We start from the raw sequence: 20,635 nt of genomic DNA on the forward strand, positions 1-20,635 counted from the left end.
GGATTAACTCTCCCGCCCGACCAAAAACTCCGCAAATTCAATCAATGGTTTTTTACGGTCTACTGGCAGCGGCAGGTTTTCCAACGCCTCAAATCCCTTGGCGAAATACGCATCGGCCATCGTTTGGGCGAGCACATCAAGGCCGAGTCGGGTATAAATTTCCGTCACAGCAGCTACTTTTTCCGACGTGTCGTAGGTCCCTTGTTCGAGGCTCAGCCAGTAGTTCAAATCGTCTTTGGTTTTTCCTTCGGCCAGTAGCAGCGCTTCGATGAGCATGAAGGTTTTTTTATTGGCAATGATATCGCCGCCCACCTGTTTGCCAAACTTTTCGGGGTCGCCGTATACGTCTAATAAGTCATCTTTGAGTTGAAAACCTAGCCCCATATTGACGCCCGCGTCGTAGAGCAATTGGGTGGTAACTTCGTCAGCCCCCGCAATCATCCCCCCCAATTCCATCGCAAAGCCCAGCAGAACCGAGGTTTTGAGGCGAATCATGCCGATGTACTCTTCCTGCGACACGTCGGTACGGGTTTCAAAATTCATGTCTAGTTGTTGGCCTTCACATACTTCGGCGGCGGTGCGATTGAAGCGACGGATGACGCGCGGCAACTGCGCAGGTGCCACATCCAACAGCAATTCATAGGCATTGACCAGCATCACATCTCCCGACAAAATAGCGGTGTTAGCATTCCATTTTTCATGTACCGTAGGCTTGCCGCGTCGCAGCGGCGCACAGTCCATGATGTCGTCGTGCATGAGCGTAAAATTGTGAAAAACTTCAACGGCAATCGCAGGTTTGAGGGCTTTTTGCCAATCATCAATAAAAAGATTGGCCGATAAAACCGTCAGTAAAGGCCGTAAACGCTTGCCTCCCAAAGACATAATATAACGAATGGGCTCGTACAATTCGGCAGGCTCCTCGCCGTAAGCAGTATGTTGAATTTGTTTTGAAATTGCTTCCAGATAGGGTTGAAAAGTCATCAGAATTTCGGGTTGTCTGTTGTCGGTCTTTTGTTGTTGGTTATTATACGTTGATTAATAGAACTTTGCAAATAACGGGCAACAAATAATGATTAATTTTAATGGGTTTCGAGCCAAAAATAATGGAACTTATGGGTATAAACGGTCAGCCGGCGAAAAAGTTTTGAGTATCTTGCGCGAAAAGCCCGACTCAACCCATGCTCCTTATCATTTAAACCTTTATACAACTTCATCTTCCCACTACCCACAATCCTTAACCTCATGTTGCGCTCTTTACACGCTTACTTTTTTACCTTTTGCGGTTGTTTTTTACTGATTAGTTGTGCGTCTTCACAGCCCAAAACAGCCGCACCAACGCTTCAATCCACCAACAAATGGCGTGATTTAGTGGCCAATTCGCCCGTTTTTCGCCAAAGCCATGCAGGTTTTGCACTTTATGACCTTGAAAAACAAGAAACCGTAGCCGAGTATCAATCTGACCGTTATTTTGTCCCCGCTTCCAATACCAAATTGTTTACGTTATACGCAGGGCTGTGCCTTTTGGGCGACTCTATCCCCGCCCTACGGTACACCACCACGGGCGATTCCCTGATTTTTTGGGGCACGGGCGACCCCAACTTACTTCATCCAGACATGCCATCAAGCGGGGTTTTTGACGCGTTAAAAAACTGGAACGGACACCTGCTTTATTACCCGCACAACTACATCGGTAAGCGGCTCGGGCCGGGCTGGTCATGGGGTGATTACGCCGATTATTATCAGGCCGAACTCTCTGCACTTCCATTGTACGGCAATGTGGTGCGTTTTACCAATAGCAACGTCAGTCCACGGATTTTTAAAGATAGCCTGCGCACGGCGGGCTGGTCAGATGAGTTTAAACTGTCGCGCGATGAGTTCAACAACTCATTTTTTTCTACGGGCTGGCCCACTAAATCATTTACGGAAGATGTACCTTACCGAACTTCGCCAGGATTGAACGCTCGGTTATTGGCCGATACCCTAAAGAGAGAAGTGAGATTAATTCATAAGCTACGGCCCGGTGTTTCGTATCGCACTTTGAAAGGATTACCGATTGATACCCTCTACCGCCGCATGATGCACGTCAGCGACAATATGTTTGCCGAACAGGTGATGTTGATGTGCGCTTCGCAGTTGGATACCAACAACATCGGCTTTGAAAGCAAACAAAGCATTGACTACGTCAAAAAACAACTACTGATGGATTTGCCCGACGAACCCATTTGGGAAGATGGCTCGGGATTGTCGCGTTATAATTTATTTACGCCCCGTTCGATTATCAAATTATTACAAAAAATCTATGATAAAGTACCTGACCAACAGCGTCTCTTTGGGATGATGGCCGTAGGTGGGAAAGCGGGCACCATCAAAAACCAATACAAATCAAAAGAGCCGTTTGTTTTTGCCAAAACAGGTTCTTTATCAAATGTTTACTGTCTGAGTGGTTATTTAAAAACCAAAAAAGGCAAGATATTGCTATTCAGTATGATGAATAATAATTATATCGTTAAAACCGCCGAAATTCGTCGGGAAGTAGAGCGTATTTTAACAGAGATACACGAGAAATATTGAGTAAAACAAATAATCACGCAAAGGCGCGGAAACACAGAGGCTTCGCCAGAAAAATCATCCATAGAATCAGATACGAAAATGACGACCATCGAACAAATAAAACAATACAACGCAGGCCGAAATGCGCTGCTGTTGGCGCACAAATACGAGCGCATGACGGGAGATTTATATCGTTTTTTTCGGGCAACGGGCCATTTGTTTTACAATGATTTTGCGCAGCACTTTTCGACCGTCGATACCTCGCGGGTATGGGGGTGCGGTGATTTGCATTTGCAGAATTTTGGCACCTACAAAGCCGAAAATCGGCTGGTGTATTTTGATTTGAACGATTTTGATGAGGCCATGCAAGTGCCTGCCACCTGGGAGTTGAGCCGGATGCTGGTGAGTATTCACTTGGCCGCCGAAGAGCTGGACTTGGAAGAAACCGAATGTAACCTGCTAGTCAAGGCGTTTTTAAACAGTTATACCCAAACACTTTTGAGTGGGAAACCCATTGACATTGAGCGTCGTACGGCCACGGGAATGTTGCAGGCATTCATGGAAAAACTGGAAAAACGCCGAAGAAAAGACCTGATTAAAGAGCGCACCGTAAAAGTCGACGGCGAACGAAAGCTGAACGTTGACCACGAAAAGGTGGTGGGTATTTTGCCTGAACAAAAAGCAATGGTGGAGCAAATGGTAATGGAGTGGCAACAACAACACCCCAATCCGTTCTTTAAACGCATCTGTGACGTGGGTATTCGGGTCACGGGCACGGCGAGTTTGGGGCTAGAGCGCTACGTTTTGTTGGTAGAAAGTCCCAACGAAAAGTTGTATCTGCTCGACCTCAAAGAAGCACGACATTCTATTTTAAGTTCACATATTCAGTTGCCACAACCCCTTTGGGAAACAGAAGCCCAACGTATTGCAGAAATCCAAAAGCGCGTAAACAATGTACTTCCTACCCTGCTCAACTCCATTGCCAACGGCACCAAATCATACATTCTGAAAGAATTACAACCCGAACAGGACAAATTTGACTTTGAATATTGGGACGGAGAAATGGAGAGTCTGGAAAACCTGATTCGGACCATGGCCATGCTGACCGCCTCTGGACACCTGCGCAGTGCAGGGCGGCAGGGGTCGTCTATTGCCGATGAACTCATTGCTTTTGCGCAGGAGACCCAATGGCAGCAGGATTTAATTTACTATTGTAAAGCCTATCCCACCAAAGTACATCAGGATTATTTTGATTTTTGTGAAGCCTACGAGGAAGGTTTTTTTGAGGAATAACCCGGCAAGCAGGACATACCAAAAACCTCTTGCCTTTCGTTGGATGATAGCAAGCATACAATTCCTTCTTGAAAAAAAGTATTTTCGATTAAATTTGTTTTACTGCAAACAGAAAACGTAATGGATAGTACAGCAAGACAGGTAGGGAATCAGCTAAAAAAAGAGTTATTTCAACTTTATGGCAATAATCTGGCCTCATTGATTCTTTTCGGTTCTCATGCACGAGGTGATTTTGATGAAGAATCTGACATTGACTTTGCAATTGTTCTTCGTGACGAGACCATATCGCCTACGTCCGAAATTCTCCGTATCACACCTTTGTCTACGCCAATTCAAATTGAAAACAATGTCTTAATCTCTCTGCTACCTGTTTCAGAAAAACGGCTCCTAACCTCCCAACAGCCTGTTTATCAATCTATTCGATCTGAAGGCATAAAAATATGAGTCAACCGTACGAGGCACAACAAGCGCTTGACAAAGCAAAAGACTGTTTGGACGATGCCGCCTACAACTTAAAAGGTGGACGAACAATTGTGTGCGTTAATCGCTGTTATTATAGCTTTTATTATTGCCTTTGCTGTCTGTTATACCTTGAAGACATTACTGCCAAAACCCACAAAGGCGTTCAGCAAAAGTTTAATGAAGTTTTTGTCAAAACGAATCGTTTTCCCGTATATACTGCTAAATGGATAAGTGATGCTTTTAATCTTCGTCAGTTCGGAGATTATGATTTAGAAGCCGTCATCCCTGAAAACGATGCTCAACAACTCTTGCAACAGGGAATGTCCTTTCATCAAATGACACACAGGTATTTTGAAGATTTTATACGCCGCTAATCGCCCGCGCCATGATTTTTTACCGAGTATTATTGCTATTACTATTGGGCACTTCTGCGTTTGCGGGAGGGATTCGAGGCGTTGTTACAACCACAAAAGGCGAGCCACTCGCCTATGCCGCCATTGCCGTAAAGGGCACAAATTTAGGAACAATGGCCAATGCCGAAGGACGTTATGAGTTGACATTACAACCCGGACGGCATGAAATTATATTTCAGTATTTAGGGTTTAAAACCATTCTCAAAGTCGTTGAAATAACGGCAGATTTTCAAACCCTTGATGCTACTCTCGAAGAACAGGCGCTCAACATAAACGAAGTAAGAATAGGCTCCAAAAGCGAAGACCCCGCCTACACCATCATGCGGAGGGCCATTGCAAAATCACGTTTTCATGCCTTGCAGGTGGCTTCTTACAGCGCCCGCGCTTACATCAAAACGACGGGAGTAGCCACCCAAATTCCTTTTTTTGCCGAAAAAGCACTCAAAAAAGAAGGCATCGAAGAAGGACGCCCCATCCTGAACGAAAGTGTGAATGAAATTACTTTTCGGCAACCAAACAATTACCAACAACGCATTATCTCTACCCGTAATAGCCTGGATAACAGCGCACCTAGCCCCAATGCCTTTGTGTTGGCTAGTTTCTATGACCCTACCGTTGGCGATGCCGTGTCGCCGCTGTCGCCCAAGGCCTTTGGGTATTATAAATTTGAATACGAGGGTTCGTTTCGCGAAGGAGATTTGGAAGTAAACCGCATCAAAGTCATTCCGCGCTCCTACGGCGAAGGGGTTTTTAAAGGTAAGATTTACATCATCGAAAATACGTGGGCCATTCACAGCCTCGACCTCCAAACCACGGTTCAGAGCCTCGACGTAGACGTCAAGCAGGTCTTTAATCCCGTGCAGCAAGTGTGGATGCCCACCAACTTGCAGTTTCGGTTTGGCGGCTCTATGATGGGTTTTTCGGGTGAATTCAAGTACATTATTTCGATGACCTACAAAAACCTCATCGTCAATCCCGCCTTTAAGGAGTCGGTGACGGTATTGGACGAAAAATTTGAGAAACCCACCAACGACCTAACCAAAAAAGACCTGCGCACCAAGAAACTCAACGAGTTGGCCAAACAGCAAAAAGAAGTTTCGACCCAACAGATGCGCAAAATCATGAAGGAATACGAAAAACAAGAACGACAAGAGCGCAAACAACAAAAGGAAGACCTCAACGTAGTGCGGAATGATTCCATCATCATCGATTCGATGGCCAACAAACGCAGCGATACATTTTGGAATGAGATTCGCACGATTCCGCTCACCGAAATCGAAACAAAAAGCTACAAACATTCTGATAGTCTGCGGATTGTAAAACAAATCGAATATAAAGCAGACAGCACCAAGGCCAAGAAAGATTCTTCCAAAGTAGACTTTATCAGCATTCTGACGGGGCGCTCATTTCGGCTTTCTAAGAAATGGGTGCTGGACTATGAAGGGCCTTTTCAACCCCAAAATGCCACCTACAATACCGTCGATGGCTACGTGTTGGAAAGCAGTTTTAATTTCAAACGGCAATTCAACCGCGACAATACCTATTACATCAAACCGCTCGTGCGCTATGCCTTCGGCCGACAGGCCGTTTCGGGAATCATGACCACAGGTTGGGCGGGACGCCGGCGCGGTATTTCGTTGACGGGCGGGCGGTACGTGTCACAATTCAACGCCGACAATCCCATCAGTGCCAACGTCAACACGACTTCTACGTTGTGGTTCGAGAATAATTTTATGAAAATTTACGAAAAGGATTTCGGGAAATTATCTTTCAACTACGCCCGCTTGGCCGACGTTTTCAGCATCAAAGGAAACCTCGAATACGGTCGCCGCTACGAGCTAACCAACCTCGAAAACGCCCGCCCGTGGATTCGATGGAATCAATTTGCTTTTTCGCCCAATGCTCCTTTTAATCAAGAATACAGCAATAAATTTGCCGCCAAAGAATTGAATTACCGCTTCGAAACCCACGAAGCCCTCACTTTTGACCTTTCAATCACGTGGCGACCGGGCCAGCAATACCGCCTTTACAACGGCCGTAAACGTTATCTAAACAACAAAAACCCGTCGGTCATTTTGAAATACTCGAAAGGAATTCCAAACATTGCCAACAGCGTAGTAGATTATGATTTGGTGGAGCTGAGCCTTAAGCAGGATTTGCAGACGGGCGTGCGGAGCGAGCTGCATTATATTTTTTCGGCGGGTACTTTTCTCAACAATCGTAGTGTGTATTTTATGGATTATAAGCACTTTATGGGCAATCAGGCATTCGTGCAATACGGCGATGCTTTTGCGCAGTTCCGTGCCTTGAATTATTATCGATACAGTACTTCCGAGCGTTTTCTGGAAGCCCACGTCATCAACGAGTCGCGCCGCCTTTTGCTGACCCGCATTCCGTTTGTGCGCTTGGCAGGTTTGAAAGAAAACCTCATGGTGCATTACCTGCATACGCCCACTCTCCCCCATTACACCGAGCTCGGCTACGGGCTGGATGGTTTGATTCCAGGTTTTCCGTTTTTCAGGGTAGAAGCCGTGGCCGTATTTCAGGATTTCAAATACCAACGTACCGTTTTTAGAATCGGAACGACGTTGAAATTTGGAAGGCAGTAAGCACAAACCTCCCAGTTTGAGATGCTTACCGCATAACACATTTATTGGCTACTACCGCCATTACTTTCTCCGTAGCACCCGCATTTTTCTGCACGTAATCGCGGCAAATATCAGCTTTGTGTTTTCTTAACTCCTCATTTTCATACACTTCTGCAAATACCTTGGTAAATTCATCGGCATTGGCCACGGTCTGCGCGCCGCCAAGTTGAAGTAAATCCAGTGCTTCCTGAAACTTCTGATAGTAAGGTTGCCCGAAGAAAATCGGCATACCAAACACCGCCGGTTCCATCGTATTGTGCAATCCATCGCGGTAGCCCCCACCTACAAATACAAAATCAGCGTAGCGGTAAATAGACGAAAGCATACCCACGGTATCGAGAAAAAGAAGCGAAGAAGAATCCAAAGCACCTTGTGAGAAACTTCCGTTCTCCGTTTTCCTTTCTTCCTGCTCAAACAACTGACTGTAAATAAGCGATTTGACCGTCACTTTTTCTTGCCAACTTTTAATCTGTTCGGGGTTGATTTCGTGCGGAGCTACAATTACCTTGAGCGGTTGGTTAAAGTTATTCAGGAATGAAAAAATCACTTCTAAGTCATCGGGCCACGCGGAGCCGACGATGAGCAGCGGCGTATTGGATTTGAATTGTTCAATCAGCGGAAAAGTTTTGGCTTGTTTAGATATTTGTACTACTCGGTCCAAACGCGTATCACCCGCAAGCGTAACCTGCTTATAATCAATTGATTTAAGCAAACGCTCAGACTCCTGATTTTGCACTAAAATATGGTCGAGACAAAAAAGTACGTTTCGGTAAAAACTGCCGTAAGCTTTAAAAAACAATTGATTGGGTCGAAAAATGGCCGAAAACAAGATGGATGGGATGTTACGTTTTTTGAGTGCTGAAAGGTAATTTGGCCAAAATTCGTACTTGATAAAAAGCGCCATATCGGGCTTAACTAAGTCCAGAAAACGGGCAACATTGGAGGGAGTATCGGCGGGCAAATAGCAAACTACATCTGCTTGGTCGTAGTCTTTTTTGTTTTCATAACCCGACGGCGAAAAAAATGTCAGGATGATTTTGGCGGTGGGATATTGCTTCCGACACGCCTCAATCACGGGCCGCCCCTGTTCAAACTCACCCAAAGAAGCCGCATGAAACCAGAATGTGGGGGCAGATTTTCGAATGGCGATTGGTGATTGGTGATTGGTGATTGGTGGTTGTCGTTTTCCGTTCTCCGTTCTCCGTTCTCCGTTTTCCGTTCTCCAATCTCCAATCAACGTCCACGTCTGTTCCTGCCCTTTGACCCACAGGCGGGTTTTGGCGTGAAAAAGAGCGACTAATTTGGCAATGCCCTGCGCAAGATAAATTCCAAGGGTATAGATGAAAGCGAACAATTTTTGGATGAGTTACGTTATTTCCGTAAAAATAATCACTCAATCACTAATTTGCTCATAAATAAATGAATTGGCATCCACTCAATGACAGTGCCCAGTTGGAGGAAATCAAAAAAGAATCCCACCATTATCCCGTTTTGATTTTGAAACACAGCACCCGCTGTTCTATCAGTTCCGCCACGCTCGGGCGGTTGGAGCGCAGTTGGAAAAACGAGGAAGTAGGCGATTTAAAACCTTATTTTTTGGATTTGATTGCGTATCGCCCTATTTCAAATCAAATAGCCCAAGAATTTGAGGTAGAGCACGAGTCGCCGCAGGCGCTCATCATCCGCAACGGTGAAAGTGTCTATGACGCCTCCCATTTTGACATCTCTTTTGACGACCTCAAAGCGCAAGTAGCGGCTTTGGTCTAAGCCGTCCGCTTAATTACACAGAAAACCAAAGAAAATGACGGAGCGCCACGGAAAAAGCTGAAACACTTCTCCGTGACGCTCTTTTTATCTCTGAGGCCTCTGTGTCACTGATTTACAAATCACTGCTCTATCGCCGCAAAATACTCCTTGATTTTTTGGGCCTTGTCTTTGCCCACAAACTGCGCAATTCGCTCAACGTCTGCCTCGCGAATGGCCTTTACACCCCGAAATTCTTTGAGCAAATTAGCGGCCGTTTTTTTTCCGATTCCTTCGATATTTTCCAGCTCACTCACAAACGCATTGCGACTGCGTTTATCGCGGTGGTACGTGATGGCAAAACGGTGCGCTTCGTCGCGAATTTGTTGAATAAGGCGCAATGACTCTGATTTTTTGTCGATGTACAACGGCAGCGTATCTTCTGGAAAATAGATTTCTTCCAACCGTTTGGCAATGCCCACAATCGGAATTTTGCCGTAAAGTTTCAACGCCTTGAGCGCATCACAAGCCGCGCTGAGTTGGCCTTTTCCACCGTCCACTACAATCAAATCAGGAAGTTCGGCCTGTTCTTCGAGCAAGCGCGTGTAACGGCGCGTCACCACCTCGTGCATACTCGCAAAGTCGTTGGGTCCAATCACCGTTTTAATGCTGAAATGTCGATAATCTTTCTTCGACGGCCGTCCTTCCTTAAAACACACCATCGCCGCTACGGGATTGGTACCCTGAATGTTGGAGTTGTCAAAACACTCAATATGCCGCGGTAGGCTTTTGAGTTGAAGGTCGGCTTTGAGCTTAATCAACACCCGGTCGCGGCGGTTGGTGGTGGCGCTCGATTCAATCATCTGCCGCTCCGCTTTTTCTTTTCGGAAAAAGTGCACGTTTTTAAGCGCCATGTCTAGCAAACTGCGTTTATCGCCAATTTTTGGAATGGTGATTTCAGCTTTAAAATCGGTGGTAATATCAATATTAGAAATGATTTCTTTGGCGTCGCTTTCGTACGTGGTACGCATTTCAAACAGCACCAACGCCAGAATTTCATCGTCGGGCTCGTCGAGTTTTTTCTTCACTTCGAGCGTTTGAGCGGCCATGATGTACCCGTTCACGATTTTGAGGTAATTTACGTATGCTGCATCTTCATCAGACACAATCGCTACCACATCCACGTTACCGATTTTAGGATTGATCACCGTTGATTTGGACTGGAAACTTTGCAGCGTTTCTAGCTTCATTTTCCATTCATGGGCTTTTTCAAACTCCATTTTCTCGGCCGCCGCAATCATATTTTCCTTAAAATAGTTTTGCGGGATGCTCAGTTGTCCCTTCAAAATCTGGTGGATTGAGGCCACTTCGCGGTCATAATCTTCCAACGACTGTCGGCCTTCACACGGCCCTTTACAGCGCTTAAGGTGGTATTCCATGCAGACTTTAAACTTACCCGCTTCGATATTTTCGGGGGTCAGATTAAGGTTGCAAGTACGGAGCGTATACAACTCCCGAAACATATCGAGCAGGTTGTACATGGAGCGCGCATTGGCAAACGGCCCATAAAACGTCCCCGTTTTTTTATCAAGCCGTCGCGAAGTCTCCACCCGTGGAAACGGCTCATTAAACACCTTGATAAAAGGGTACGTTTTATCGTCGCGGAGCAAGATATTGAAACGCGGCTGATAGCGCTTAATGAGCTGGTTTTCGAGCAACAGCGCGTCAAACTCTGTATGTACAATGGTGTATTCAATGCGCCGAATCTGGCTCACCAAGCGTCTTGTTTTGCGGTCGGGATGGTTTTTAACAAAATAACTACTGACGCGGTTTTTGAGATTTTTGGCTTTCCCAACGTAAATAATTTCCCCTTCTTCACTAAAATAACGGTACACGCCCGGCTCAGTCGGGATTTTAGCTAACTCTGCTTTGGCTTCAAAAACGGACATATTGGCTCAGTTTTTACTAACGACAAAGTTCGCCAAAGTTTGGGGAAAGAAAAATTGGGGAAGACACATATCAGTCAGCATCTTTTGTAAGGCAAGCCCTTCGAGAAACTATTAATACGGTTGAATTATCTTTTCCCAGTTTTCAATAATCCTTTTACTACGCTTGTTGGTATTCGAAAAACCTAAATTAGCAACTACTTCTTCCTCTATAAAAGGCCGCTTTAAAAGTTGGGTTATTTCGTTGATGAGGTAGGACTGTACTTCATTGTTAGCTTGGAAAATATCTTGAACAATCGTTGTACAATTGTCGAAAATATAGACAATATCCTCAAAATCGCTATTGAAGCGAAAGTCGGCCCCATGCCGTTCCGATTTTAGTGCCTCTGTTTTAGAGGCCAGGAAATAAGGGGCACTAAAAATTTCAATGACAACTTTCTCCTCCAAAAATGCAGGGATTGTATTATTTATCCCTGCTTTGTACCAACGATTGGTAAACCCTAAGATTTGGGCATCTGTGGGCATAATGTCTACAATAATGTCATTGTATTTAAAACGGCAGTTAATACCTGATTCTATGTCATGACGAAAACCAATCTGCCGTAATTCGTATTCCAAATCAGCGTGTGAACCTCTACTTAAAATTTCAACCACGACATCAATGTCATCCGTAGGACGGGCCTCGCCTCTGGCAGGATCATCACAGTACAATTCAACCACCGAGCCACCCACAAAAACTACTTTTTGGCGCAATTGTGCCAGTGCCTCCGCTACAGTTTTGAGCGCTGCAAGGTTTACATATCTCCCCATGACGACAAGATTCGTTTTTCCAATTCTTCGGATGCTATACTTTCTATTCTGGCAGAACCAGTCCGAATGGCATCTGCCAAAGCCAATAGTTCATACAAGTTAGCGTCATTTTCTACAATACTCGGAAGGGTTGGGTAAAGCGGTTCAATTAATTGACCGCGAACAGTTCCTTCTTCGTATTCCCATACATAATGTTCTTCCGATAAAATGATGGTATTGAGAGGAGGTGCTGATTGTGCAGTAGGTACCCCTCGAACCAAAGCTCCCGGACGGGCAGGAAAGGCGTATTTCAGGCCATAACGCATAAAATCAAAAACTGCCTTTTTGTTGATAAGCCTTTTTGTTGCATCACGTATTAAACCCGCATAAGCAGACCTACGAAGTGATTCAGACACTTCTGACTCACTGATTCGGAGCGAAGAGGCAATGGTTTTATTGGTGGGCGGAAAGAGCCTTAAACTACTAACAAGTGAAGGTTGACTCTCTTCTACCCTATTTTTCCAAGCCCCCGGCCATTTTGAACCAGCTATAATTTTCAGAATGATAACGATATCCTGAGGCCTCATTCCACTGTGCTTTTTCATGACAATATAGATTTGCGATTCGCAATTTGCAAATTGCGAATCGCAAATCCAAACAAATTTTTCTACCTCTTTTTACTTTTATCACTTACTTTGCGTCTTCGTTCAGTACTAATTTCAATAATCAGTTTTCAAAACACAACAGCCAATCAAAATCCAGTATTATGAAAAAGTCTCTTATTGTCTTTCACTTCTTACTTTTCGCTTTCGGGGCAATTGCCCAAAACCAAGATTATCAGAACGTTGTTAGCGTTCAATCGGGCGTAAGTCTCTTTTCTCCCTTCCGGGGCACCATCACGGGTTCACAAGAATCGTCGGATACAACCGTCTCTTTTTCGTCGGGAAACGCCAGTAATTTCCCGCAAATCAACATCGCTTACGACCGTGGCATCAACAAGTGGTTTTCGATTGGCGGTGCCGTTAGTTACAATAAAGGCTCAATGGATTTGAAGAATGTAGTCTATAAGAAAACCGAAAACCTCGGCGATGTCACACTCAACGTATCGCGCATTACCATTGGAGCCCGTGCGTTGTTTCACTACGGCAACGCCAACCGCGTAGATATGTATTCGGGCGTTCGGTTGGGCGTCGGTATTTGGGGCGTAAACGCCAGTTCAAGTGCCGTCGACGGTAAACTTGACGAGGTTTTCAACGAAGCGGGCGGAAGCGGCATCTGGCGTACCGTACTTGGCAACAAGCTTAGAGGTGGATTTGTAATGCCTCAGGTACAGGTAATTCTATTTGGTCTGCGGGGCTACATTACCGAAAGTATCGGCCTAAACGGCGAACTCGCCGTAGGCAGTCCTTATTTTGCCTCGATTGGCATCAATTATCGCTTCTAATTAAAAATTCTGGCGTCAGACGGTTTAAAAACCGTCTGACGCCAGAATTTCACTGAGTTATTTTTTACGCCAAGCGGTTGATAAATTTACAACGCCTCCTTATTCTAATGAGAAACGAATAGGTAAAAAGTATCCAACGCGCATGTTTTTTCCACTTTGACGACCCGGTTTCCATTTCGGAAATTCATTAACAACTCTTAATGCTTCTTCATCACATCCGTATCCAAGACCGCGTGTGATTTCTGCGTTAGTGATACGACCATCTGCCTCTATTATAAATCTCAGATGAACCACTCCCTTAATTTTTGCTTCACGCGCCGCAGCAGGATATTTTAAATGGTACTTTATAAACCTCATCAAGGAATCTTGACCACCCATAAATTGCGGTGGTTCTTCCACAAGTACAAAAACCATTTCTTTTTCAGTTTGCTGTGCCCACCCTGACAAAGAAAAAAACAGCAGCGTTAATAGATACCATTTTTGATGTTTCATTGAGGAGCGAGTTCTCATTAATTATTTATTGTAACTACCTTAAAGTTGAACTGTACCTAAGTATCGGACGATTTAGACTAACACTTACTATTTACTCCAGTGCAAATACAATCGGCATCGTAAATTTTACTCGTACGGCCCGTCCAGATTGCTTGCCCGGTTTCCATTTGGGCATCAATTTCATCACGCGAATCGCTTCTTCGTCGCACCCAAAACCAATACCCCGAATCACGTTGATATTGGACAACGAGCCGTCTGGCTCTACCGTAAACGTCAGGTACACCCGCCCTTGGATGTTGCTTCGTTGCGCGGGGCTCGGATAATGCAGGTTTTTCATTAAAAAGGTCCGTAAGCCCTCATTACCACCTGCGAATTGCGGGTCAATTTCTACTTTTTCAAATATTTCAGGTGCTTTGGCTTCCACCTCGGCAGGTTTTGTATTTTCAGAAACTGGCAAATCTTCGGGAGGCGCTATGATGGCTACTTCCTCCGGGCCCGCTCCTTCAATGGTTTCCTGACCCGGGTTGGCTTTCGCCAAGTCTTCAACGGGAGGCGGCAGCTCTTCATGCGGAGGGTCTTTGAGCACTTCCAACATTCGATAACGCACGGAGGTCTGCTTCGGGAGTTCTTTGGGTTTCTCCAATTCAGGAAGCGGCTTTTCTTCTTTCGGAACAGGTTTTATGTCCATAACTTCGAATTCACTCATGGAATATTCAGTCTCCTGAGGGGCCAGACTTCCGTAGAGTATTGGCCCAATAAACAGCAACAGAAACAGGCCAATGCCCAGCAAAACGGCTTTTCGAAGCACTTCAGGATAAGATTTTCGGAGATCATACGCGCCGTAAGCACGGTGACGATTCATAAAAACGATGTCGTCCAACGTCATAGCTTCGCTACTCTCAGCCAAAGCTGGGAAGGGGTGTTTATAATTACTCATGGCTATTTTTAGTTTAGAATTAGTATTTTTCAGTTCTACAGAAAATGGCTTTTTATACCTAGCCCCTCATAATCATTTGATTTTCAACAACTTTAAACTTTAAAAAACGAGACATTGAAGAAAAAACTCTCTTGTATATACGCAGACGATTTACAGCTTTTGACAACGTATGTATTTTAGGTATAAGAACCGAGCTAACAAAGGAGTAAAAATGAAGGATAAAGTTACGAGCTATACGAACCAATGGCACAACACCTCGTGATTGGCGCAAGCAGGGCACTCAAAAAAAAATGATGGCTGTTAAAAGGCAATGCTACGCTAGAAAAGCCAAAATGGCTTTCTCATTCAGCGAAAAAAAGCTGTTTAATTCTAAAATAGATGGTGTACGCTATCAGGCAGGCACCGCATACCGATGGGGCGATTTCCTGAAAAACCACGTCCCCAATGAATACGCCACCCCGCATACGCCCAGCATCCACATCATTCCGGCAGTGGAAAGAAAACTCCACGACCCCTGCGCCATGCCCGACAGAAATGCCATCAGCATCATAAACAGCCCGACGCCTAATATCAGCGCACTGCGCAGGGCAAATGGATAAGATTGACGGAGGTCATAGGCCCCGTAGGCTTTGTTACGAAACTCAAAAATAATATCGTCCAACGACGCATTTTCGAGTTGTTCGTCGGTCATGGCCACTTCGTGTTGGTACGTTTCGCGTAGATATTTAACCGCTTTTGTATTGGCTTCCTGGGTGATTTTTTCCAGTGCTAAATCAAAGTTATACCCTTTCCAGAGGTATTCCTCGGCTTCGCAGGCTAAATGATCAAGCAATTCAGTAATCAGGGCGTCGTTGGTACTGTTGCCGAGAAGGTGGTTGTGCAACCTGCTTAATTGTTCGGGAGTTAGCTTTTTCATCTCAAAAAGTCGTTGGGTATTAGTCACTGATAATCATCCAATTTGTTAGGCCTTAACAACAAATTGAATAAAAAAATTGATTATTTCTTAACCTATTGACAGTCCTTGTTGGGGTTGAAGCAAAATTTGCATCGCTTCCACAAAACGCTCAAATTCAGAGACTTTTTGGATGGCAGTTGCGCTCCCGCTCGGTGTGAGGGTGTAGTACTTGCGCAACCGCCCATCTACTTCCTCTGATTCGGTTAGCAAAAAACCTTCCTGCTCCAATTTGTGTAATACCGGATACAACGCTCCGAAGGTCAGAGTGATTTCGCCGTTGGTTCGCTCCTTTACTGACTGGGTAATTTCGTAGCCGTACATACGTCCCTGCTCGGCCAACAATTTTAACACAATTGTCTTCAGAGTTCCCCGTAAAAATTCGTTACTTGTTGCTTCCATAAGATTTAAAGAGTGATTTATGAGAACAAATATATATAAGTTTTTTATATATTAAAATTCTACACTGATTTTTTTCAAATTTAATTTAAAACCTAACGAAAACTGCATCATTTTGATTTCATCCCACGTTATTATGATATAGGAGGGGAAAACTTTAACGGTCGTTTTCTCATACCACTCGAACAAAGAAAACAGGAAACCGTAAAAATTATGAAAAACATACTGCTGTACACAACAGCCGTCACTTTGCTGGTTCTGACTCAATCCTGTCACTCAAACCCCGACCCCACCGAGCTAAATTCACTCACCTTGGCGTTTGACCATCGCGTTGGAGATAAGGCACTTACGTTAGGAACAGACACGTATCAAAATACGTTGGGAGAAGACTTTTCGGTGACAACGTTCAATTATTTTATCAGCAATATTTCGCTCAAAAACGCCGAAGGCTCCACTTTTGTTTATCCGCAGGATTCGAGTTATTTTCTGGTAAGAGAAACATTTCCTGCGTCCAAACAAATTACGTTGAAACGAATCCCCGCGGGTGATTATACAGCCATTACCTTCACGATTGGCGTAGACAGCCTCCGAAACACGCTGGACCTCAGCCGCCGAAAAGGCGTACTGGACCCGGGCGATGCTTCGCACGAGGGAGATGGCATGTATTGGTCATGGAATTCGGGCTATATTTTCTTAAAAATAGAAGGCAACTCCTCCAAAATCACCCCAGACCCCGCCGGCAATCAGAAGTTTAGGTACCACATTGGGGGGTATGGAGGCTACAACGCCAAAACATTCAACAACCTCCGCACCGTGACTTTGCCGCTCGGAAACATTCCCGCCAAAGTTGGCCCCAACCAGCAGCCAGTTGTCACTATCACGACGGACGTATCGAAGTTGTTTGACGGAGCGCAGAAAATCAGTTTGGCTACGACCCCTACGGTTATGTTTTCGGACTATTCTACCACCGTTGCCAACAATTACGCTGCCATGTTTCGGGTTTCGGCGGTCAAAGAATAAAGGAAGTTGTTCATGAAAAAAACATTCATCATCGGGTTGTCGTTGGGTCTTTGGGGATGGGCCGCGTGTAATCGTACCAACGAACCTCCCACCCCAACCGACCCTGACCCCTCCACGGATAAAATCGAAGTTCCTCAGCCGAGTTATTTTCCTAACAAAGTGTACGATTTATCCTCCAATCCTGTAACATCCGCTGGGTTTCAACTGGGAAAATCATTGTTCTACGACGGAATTTTATCGCGCAACGGCACCATTGCCTGCGGCACCTGCCACCAACAAGCGGCCGCTTTTACCCACCACGGGCACGACCTCAGCCACGGCATCGACGACCGAATCGGGGCCCGAAATGCACCTGCCATTCAGAACTTGGCTTGGACCAAAGCATTTTTTTGGGACGGCGGCGTGCCACATTTGGATTTATTTCCAATCGCGCCCATCGAAAATCCCGTTGAAATGGACGAAAAATTACCTAACGTTCTGCGAAAACTGCGCGAAAGCAAAAACCCCAATTATCCCGAACTTTTCAAAAAAGCCTTTGGTAGCCCCGACATCACCACCGAACGATTTAGCAAAGCCCTCTCGCAGTTTATGTTGCTTATGGTTTCCAACAACTCCCGCTACGACATCTACTTACGGGGCACCACCAACGCACTTACAGCCACTGAAAAAGAGGGGCTTACGATTTTCAAACAGAAATGCAGCAGCTGTCATACGGGAGAACTATTTACGGATCAAAGTTACCGCAACAACGGGTTGAGCACCGACCGAAACCCCGACCAAGGGCGTTTTAATATTACCCAAAACCCCGAAGACCGTTACAAGTTCAAAGTTCCAAGCCTGCGAAATATAGGCTACACAGCTCCTTACATGCACGATGGCCGATTTACGTCATTGGAGCAGGTGCTGGATCATTATTCAAAAAATATAAAACAAACACCCAACCTTGATGGTTTACTTCAACAGGATGGAAAATTGGGCATAGCACTTACGGAAGAGGAGAAGCAAAAAGTCATTGCCTTTCTGAAAACACTATCTGACGAACAGTTTGTTCAGGATACTCGTTTTTCAGACCCCGGCTTCGGACATTCTTTCTAATCCCCAACCTATTGAGCGGATTATCTACAATCTTCAATTGTTCATTTATCCCCCCAAAACAGTTTTTTTGAGTTTTATTTTTTGAATTAAACAGTTAGTAAAAATGTATTCTACGTCTGCTTTTGCCAACATGATACGAAAGTCTTACGCCAAATCGGAGGGTGATTCTCCGCTGTTTTGCTGGGACATTGTTCAGCTGTACCGGGCAACGTCAACCAATACCCAACACGATGTTTCTACGTTGAAAACCCTTATGGCAACGCAGCAATGGTCATTGGACCTCAATTTTGATGAGTTGTTGAAAAATGAATATACAATTGTTGTCACCGATACGCGTCAAACCATCCAGTGGGTAAGCTCATCGTTTCAGCAAATGACTGGGTATAGCAAACACGAGGCCATTGGGCAAAAACCGAGTTTTTTGCAGGGTGCAAATACCAACCCACAGCAACTTGCGTTTTTAAGAGAACAACTCACGGCTGGTAACAAAACCCAGACCGAAGTGGTAAACTATCGCAAAAACGGCGAAGAGTATTTATGTTGGATTGAGGCCTTGCCCGTCATGAATCGCAAAGGCGAATTAGTCAATTATTTGGCCATCGAAAAAGAAGTAAAACAAGTTGGATAATCTTTCAACGCATCCCCTTCATTCTTGTCCCCGCTGTCATCGGTCGTTTGCATGTACGCCCTCATCGGCGGCGGGATGCGTGTGTTTTCAGTTTAAGATTCCCCCTCAGGTGGCCGAATATATAAAAGCGAATTTCGACAGTTGTCTGTGTCCAGCGTGCCTTACGGAATTGATTGAGGCGTCAATCCCCAATTAAACCATTTCGTGGAAGAATTGTCTCATTAGCAGCTTTCTGGAAAGTAAAAATAACGTATCTTCGACCGGTAAAATAGCCCTGCATCTGAATGAAGACCTTCAACACTTACTACGCCACATTATTGACTGCCATCACAACGGCGTTATGGGTAGGTTCCTGCCAAACCAAAGAGACCGACGTGCTTGAAGAAGGTTCCTTTAAACTCATTCAGACGCAAATTTTTGATAAATCTTGCGCCACGTCAGGCTGCCACGCTTCGGAGCAAGACGCCTCCTTCCGTCAACACGGACTGGTGTTGACCGCCGATGTTTCTTATACCAATTTGATTAATAAATTTGCCAAAAACACCGCTGCCAACGCCGATTCCATGCGTTTGGTGATGCCCGGCAACGTATCTAAGAGCTTTCTTTACACCAAAATCAATTGCAGCGCTGCGTCGCTTTTGGCGGGAAAACAGTACGGAAATCCCATGCCGTTGGGAGCCAACGGGCTTTCAGTGGGCGAAATAGAATTTATCCGTAAATGGATTGAGTCGGGAGCCGCGCGTTCAGGCGGCTCAGTCGACGCCTCGTTGATTACCAATTCGGTGCCGCTGTGCGGCTCTGGCTTCGGAAGTACATTTACGGCCCTCGCTCCGCCCAAGCCAAGCGAAGGCCTACAACTACATTTAGAGCCATTTGAGGTAGCCAACACGTACGAGCGTGAGATTTTTGTGCGTAAGCCCGTCGGCAATGCGTCCGAGCTTTACATCAATCGGGTTCAGACGCGTATGCGGCCCGGCAGCCATCATTTTATTTTATATAACTTTAAGAATACTACCAATTTACCCACTGAGGGGCAAGTTCGTGACCTCCGCAATTCCGATGGAACCAACAATCTGCTTACTTTCTTAAGTATGCAAAACCACGTTTTCTGGGCCGGAACGCAAACACAAGAGCACGATTATCAATTTCCCGAAGGTGTAGCCCTTCGTATTCCCGCCAATTATTCGTTTGACTTCAACTCTCATTACGTCAATAAAACCGCAGGAAAAATCCCCGGTGAAGTCTACGTAAATCTCTACAAACTAGAGAAGGAGAAAGTGAAAATTGTGGCCAATTCGCTCAATTTAGGCCACGAAAGCTTTAGCCTACCCGCAGGACAGCGCACGGTAGTGACCAAAACGTTTACCTTTTCTAAACCCACCAAAGTGCTGATGTTGACTTCGCATACGCACAAATTGGGCGAGAAATACGTCATCAAAATTGTGGGCGGTCCCCGCAACGGAGAGATTGTCTACGAAAGTACCGACTGGGAACACCCCCTTATCAAAACGTTTGTGCAACCCCTCGAATTTAACAAAGGCGAGGGCCTGATGTCGGAAGTGACCTTCAATAACACTACCACCAAAACCGTCAAATTCGGCCTTACCAGCGAAGACGAAATGGACATTATTTTCGGATATTATTACGAACAGTAATTACCCGAATCGAGACCTTATTTCCATCCAAGCGGTGCTCTCATATACCGTTGGTTGATGCACTGAATTTCGACTACGAAAAGCAACAAATATTTTTGCCCGTATTGTTGGGGAGGTTTGTGTTTAAACGCTCTTTTTGAGTTATTAAACAAAATCCTTACCAGCATAC

The 20,635-nt window shown here is 45.2% G+C and carries 21 protein-coding genes; 12 read left to right on the forward strand and 9 right to left on the reverse strand.

Annotated elements, in window-relative coordinates:
• Window positions 1–3 precede the first annotated feature (3 nt).
• Window positions 4–981 (reverse strand): polyprenyl synthetase family protein, encoded by a 978-nt coding sequence (locus NCI00_RS03695; RefSeq protein WP_253525129.1) that lies wholly within the window; start codon window positions 979–981, stop codon window positions 4–6.
• A 261-nt stretch (window positions 982–1,242) separates the two neighbouring features.
• Between NCI00_RS03695 and NCI00_RS03700 the strand changes: the two genes are divergently transcribed.
• From NCI00_RS03700 to NCI00_RS03720, 5 genes are all read left to right on the forward strand, one after another.
• Entirely contained in the window at window positions 1,243–2,571 is a 1,329-nt protein-coding gene (locus NCI00_RS03700; RefSeq protein ID WP_253525132.1) for a D-alanyl-D-alanine carboxypeptidase/D-alanyl-D-alanine-endopeptidase, read from the forward strand.
• A 78-nt stretch (window positions 2,572–2,649) separates the two neighbouring features.
• A complete protein-coding gene (locus NCI00_RS03705) occupies window positions 2,650–3,843 on the forward strand; it encodes a DUF2252 domain-containing protein (RefSeq protein WP_253525134.1) in 1,194 nt (397 codons plus the stop codon).
• A 120-nt stretch (window positions 3,844–3,963) separates the two neighbouring features.
• The gene (locus tag NCI00_RS03710) at window positions 3,964–4,287 is read left to right on the forward strand and encodes a nucleotidyltransferase domain-containing protein (RefSeq protein WP_253525137.1); all 324 of its coding nucleotides are present in this window, start codon (window positions 3,964–3,966) and stop codon (window positions 4,285–4,287) included.
• The gene (locus NCI00_RS03715) at window positions 4,284–4,679 is read left to right on the forward strand and encodes a HEPN domain-containing protein (RefSeq protein ID WP_253525139.1); all 396 of its coding nucleotides are present in this window, start codon (window positions 4,284–4,286) and stop codon (window positions 4,677–4,679) included. Before NCI00_RS03710 ends, NCI00_RS03715 begins: the two co-directional genes overlap by 4 nt.
• A gap of 11 nt (window positions 4,680–4,690) precedes the next feature.
• The gene (locus NCI00_RS03720; protein ID WP_253525141.1) at window positions 4,691–7,327 is read left to right on the forward strand and encodes a DUF5686 and carboxypeptidase regulatory-like domain-containing protein; all 2,637 of its coding nucleotides are present in this window, start codon (window positions 4,691–4,693) and stop codon (window positions 7,325–7,327) included.
• A 25-nt stretch (window positions 7,328–7,352) separates the two neighbouring features.
• Here the strand turns inward: NCI00_RS03720 and NCI00_RS03725 are convergent, their stop codons facing one another.
• A complete protein-coding gene (locus NCI00_RS03725; RefSeq protein WP_253525143.1) occupies window positions 7,353–8,720 on the reverse strand; it encodes a 3-deoxy-D-manno-octulosonic acid transferase in 1,368 nt (455 codons plus the stop codon).
• Window positions 8,721–8,785: 65 nt separating this feature from the next.
• On the opposite strand from NCI00_RS03725, the gene ytxJ reads away from it, so the two are divergent.
• Window positions 8,786–9,133: a bacillithiol system redox-active protein YtxJ gene (gene ytxJ / locus NCI00_RS03730; protein WP_253525145.1), complete on the forward strand. Its 348-nt coding sequence runs from the start codon at window positions 8,786–8,788 to the stop codon at window positions 9,131–9,133.
• 119 nt (window positions 9,134–9,252) lie between these two features.
• On the opposite strand, the gene uvrC is transcribed toward ytxJ, so the two are convergent.
• From uvrC to NCI00_RS03745, 3 genes are all read right to left on the reverse strand, one after another.
• A complete protein-coding gene (gene uvrC / locus NCI00_RS03735) occupies window positions 9,253–11,058 on the reverse strand; it encodes an excinuclease ABC subunit UvrC (protein WP_253525147.1) in 1,806 nt (601 codons plus the stop codon).
• A gap of 111 nt (window positions 11,059–11,169) precedes the next feature.
• On the reverse strand, window positions 11,170–11,865 hold the full coding sequence (locus tag NCI00_RS03740; protein WP_253525150.1) for a hypothetical protein: 696 nt from the start codon (window positions 11,863–11,865) through the stop codon (window positions 11,170–11,172).
• Window positions 11,850–12,449 carry a hypothetical protein gene (locus NCI00_RS03745; protein ID WP_253525151.1) on the reverse strand — a complete coding sequence of 200 codons (600 nt, stop codon included), beginning with the start codon at window positions 12,447–12,449 and terminating at the stop codon, window positions 11,850–11,852. The genes NCI00_RS03740 and NCI00_RS03745 overlap by 16 nt, the downstream gene beginning before the upstream one ends.
• A 161-nt stretch (window positions 12,450–12,610) precedes the next feature.
• Between NCI00_RS03745 and NCI00_RS03750 the strand changes: the two genes are divergently transcribed.
• Window positions 12,611–13,288, forward strand: a complete 678-nt coding sequence (locus tag NCI00_RS03750; protein WP_253525153.1) for a hypothetical protein — start codon at window positions 12,611–12,613, stop codon at window positions 13,286–13,288.
• Window positions 13,289–13,387: 99 nt separating this feature from the next.
• On the opposite strand, the gene NCI00_RS03755 is transcribed toward NCI00_RS03750, so the two are convergent.
• From NCI00_RS03755 to NCI00_RS03770, 4 genes are all read right to left on the reverse strand, one after another.
• Window positions 13,388–13,780 carry an energy transducer TonB gene (locus NCI00_RS03755; protein WP_253525154.1) on the reverse strand — a complete coding sequence of 131 codons (393 nt, stop codon included), beginning with the start codon at window positions 13,778–13,780 and terminating at the stop codon, window positions 13,388–13,390.
• A 91-nt stretch (window positions 13,781–13,871) separates the two neighbouring features.
• The gene (locus NCI00_RS03760; protein WP_253525156.1) at window positions 13,872–14,717 is read right to left on the reverse strand and encodes an energy transducer TonB; all 846 of its coding nucleotides are present in this window, start codon (window positions 14,715–14,717) and stop codon (window positions 13,872–13,874) included.
• Window positions 14,718–15,108: 391 nt separating this feature from the next.
• Complete coding sequence (locus NCI00_RS03765; RefSeq protein WP_253525158.1) at window positions 15,109–15,633, reverse strand: hypothetical protein; 525 nt, start codon at window positions 15,631–15,633, stop codon at window positions 15,109–15,111.
• 87 nt (window positions 15,634–15,720) lie between these two features.
• Entirely contained in the window at window positions 15,721–16,071 is a 351-nt protein-coding gene (locus NCI00_RS03770) for a PadR family transcriptional regulator (RefSeq protein WP_114067082.1), read from the reverse strand.
• Between the two features lie 210 nt (window positions 16,072–16,281).
• Between NCI00_RS03770 and NCI00_RS03775 the strand changes: the two genes are divergently transcribed.
• From NCI00_RS03775 to NCI00_RS03790, 5 genes are all read left to right on the forward strand, one after another.
• Window positions 16,282–17,088, forward strand: a complete 807-nt coding sequence (locus NCI00_RS03775) for an MbnP family protein (RefSeq protein WP_253525160.1) — start codon at window positions 16,282–16,284, stop codon at window positions 17,086–17,088.
• Between the two features lie 12 nt (window positions 17,089–17,100).
• Window positions 17,101–18,183: a cytochrome-c peroxidase gene (locus NCI00_RS03780; protein WP_253525162.1), complete on the forward strand. Its 1,083-nt coding sequence runs from the start codon at window positions 17,101–17,103 to the stop codon at window positions 18,181–18,183.
• Window positions 18,184–18,286: 103 nt separating this feature from the next.
• Window positions 18,287–18,811: a PAS domain-containing protein gene (locus tag NCI00_RS03785; RefSeq protein WP_253525164.1), complete on the forward strand. Its 525-nt coding sequence runs from the start codon at window positions 18,287–18,289 to the stop codon at window positions 18,809–18,811.
• Complete coding sequence (locus NCI00_RS29555) at window positions 18,804–19,007, forward strand: cysteine-rich CWC family protein (protein ID WP_374758830.1); 204 nt, start codon at window positions 18,804–18,806, stop codon at window positions 19,005–19,007. Before NCI00_RS03785 ends, NCI00_RS29555 begins: the two co-directional genes overlap by 8 nt.
• A gap of 88 nt (window positions 19,008–19,095) precedes the next feature.
• A complete protein-coding gene (locus NCI00_RS03790; RefSeq protein ID WP_253525166.1) occupies window positions 19,096–20,466 on the forward strand; it encodes a monooxygenase in 1,371 nt (456 codons plus the stop codon).
• Window positions 20,467–20,635 lie beyond the last annotated feature (169 nt).

Origin of the sequence: Runella salmonicolor (assembly GCF_024158025.1) — a bacterium.
Taxonomy (GTDB): Bacteria; Bacteroidota; Bacteroidia; order Cytophagales; family Spirosomataceae; genus Runella; species Runella salmonicolor.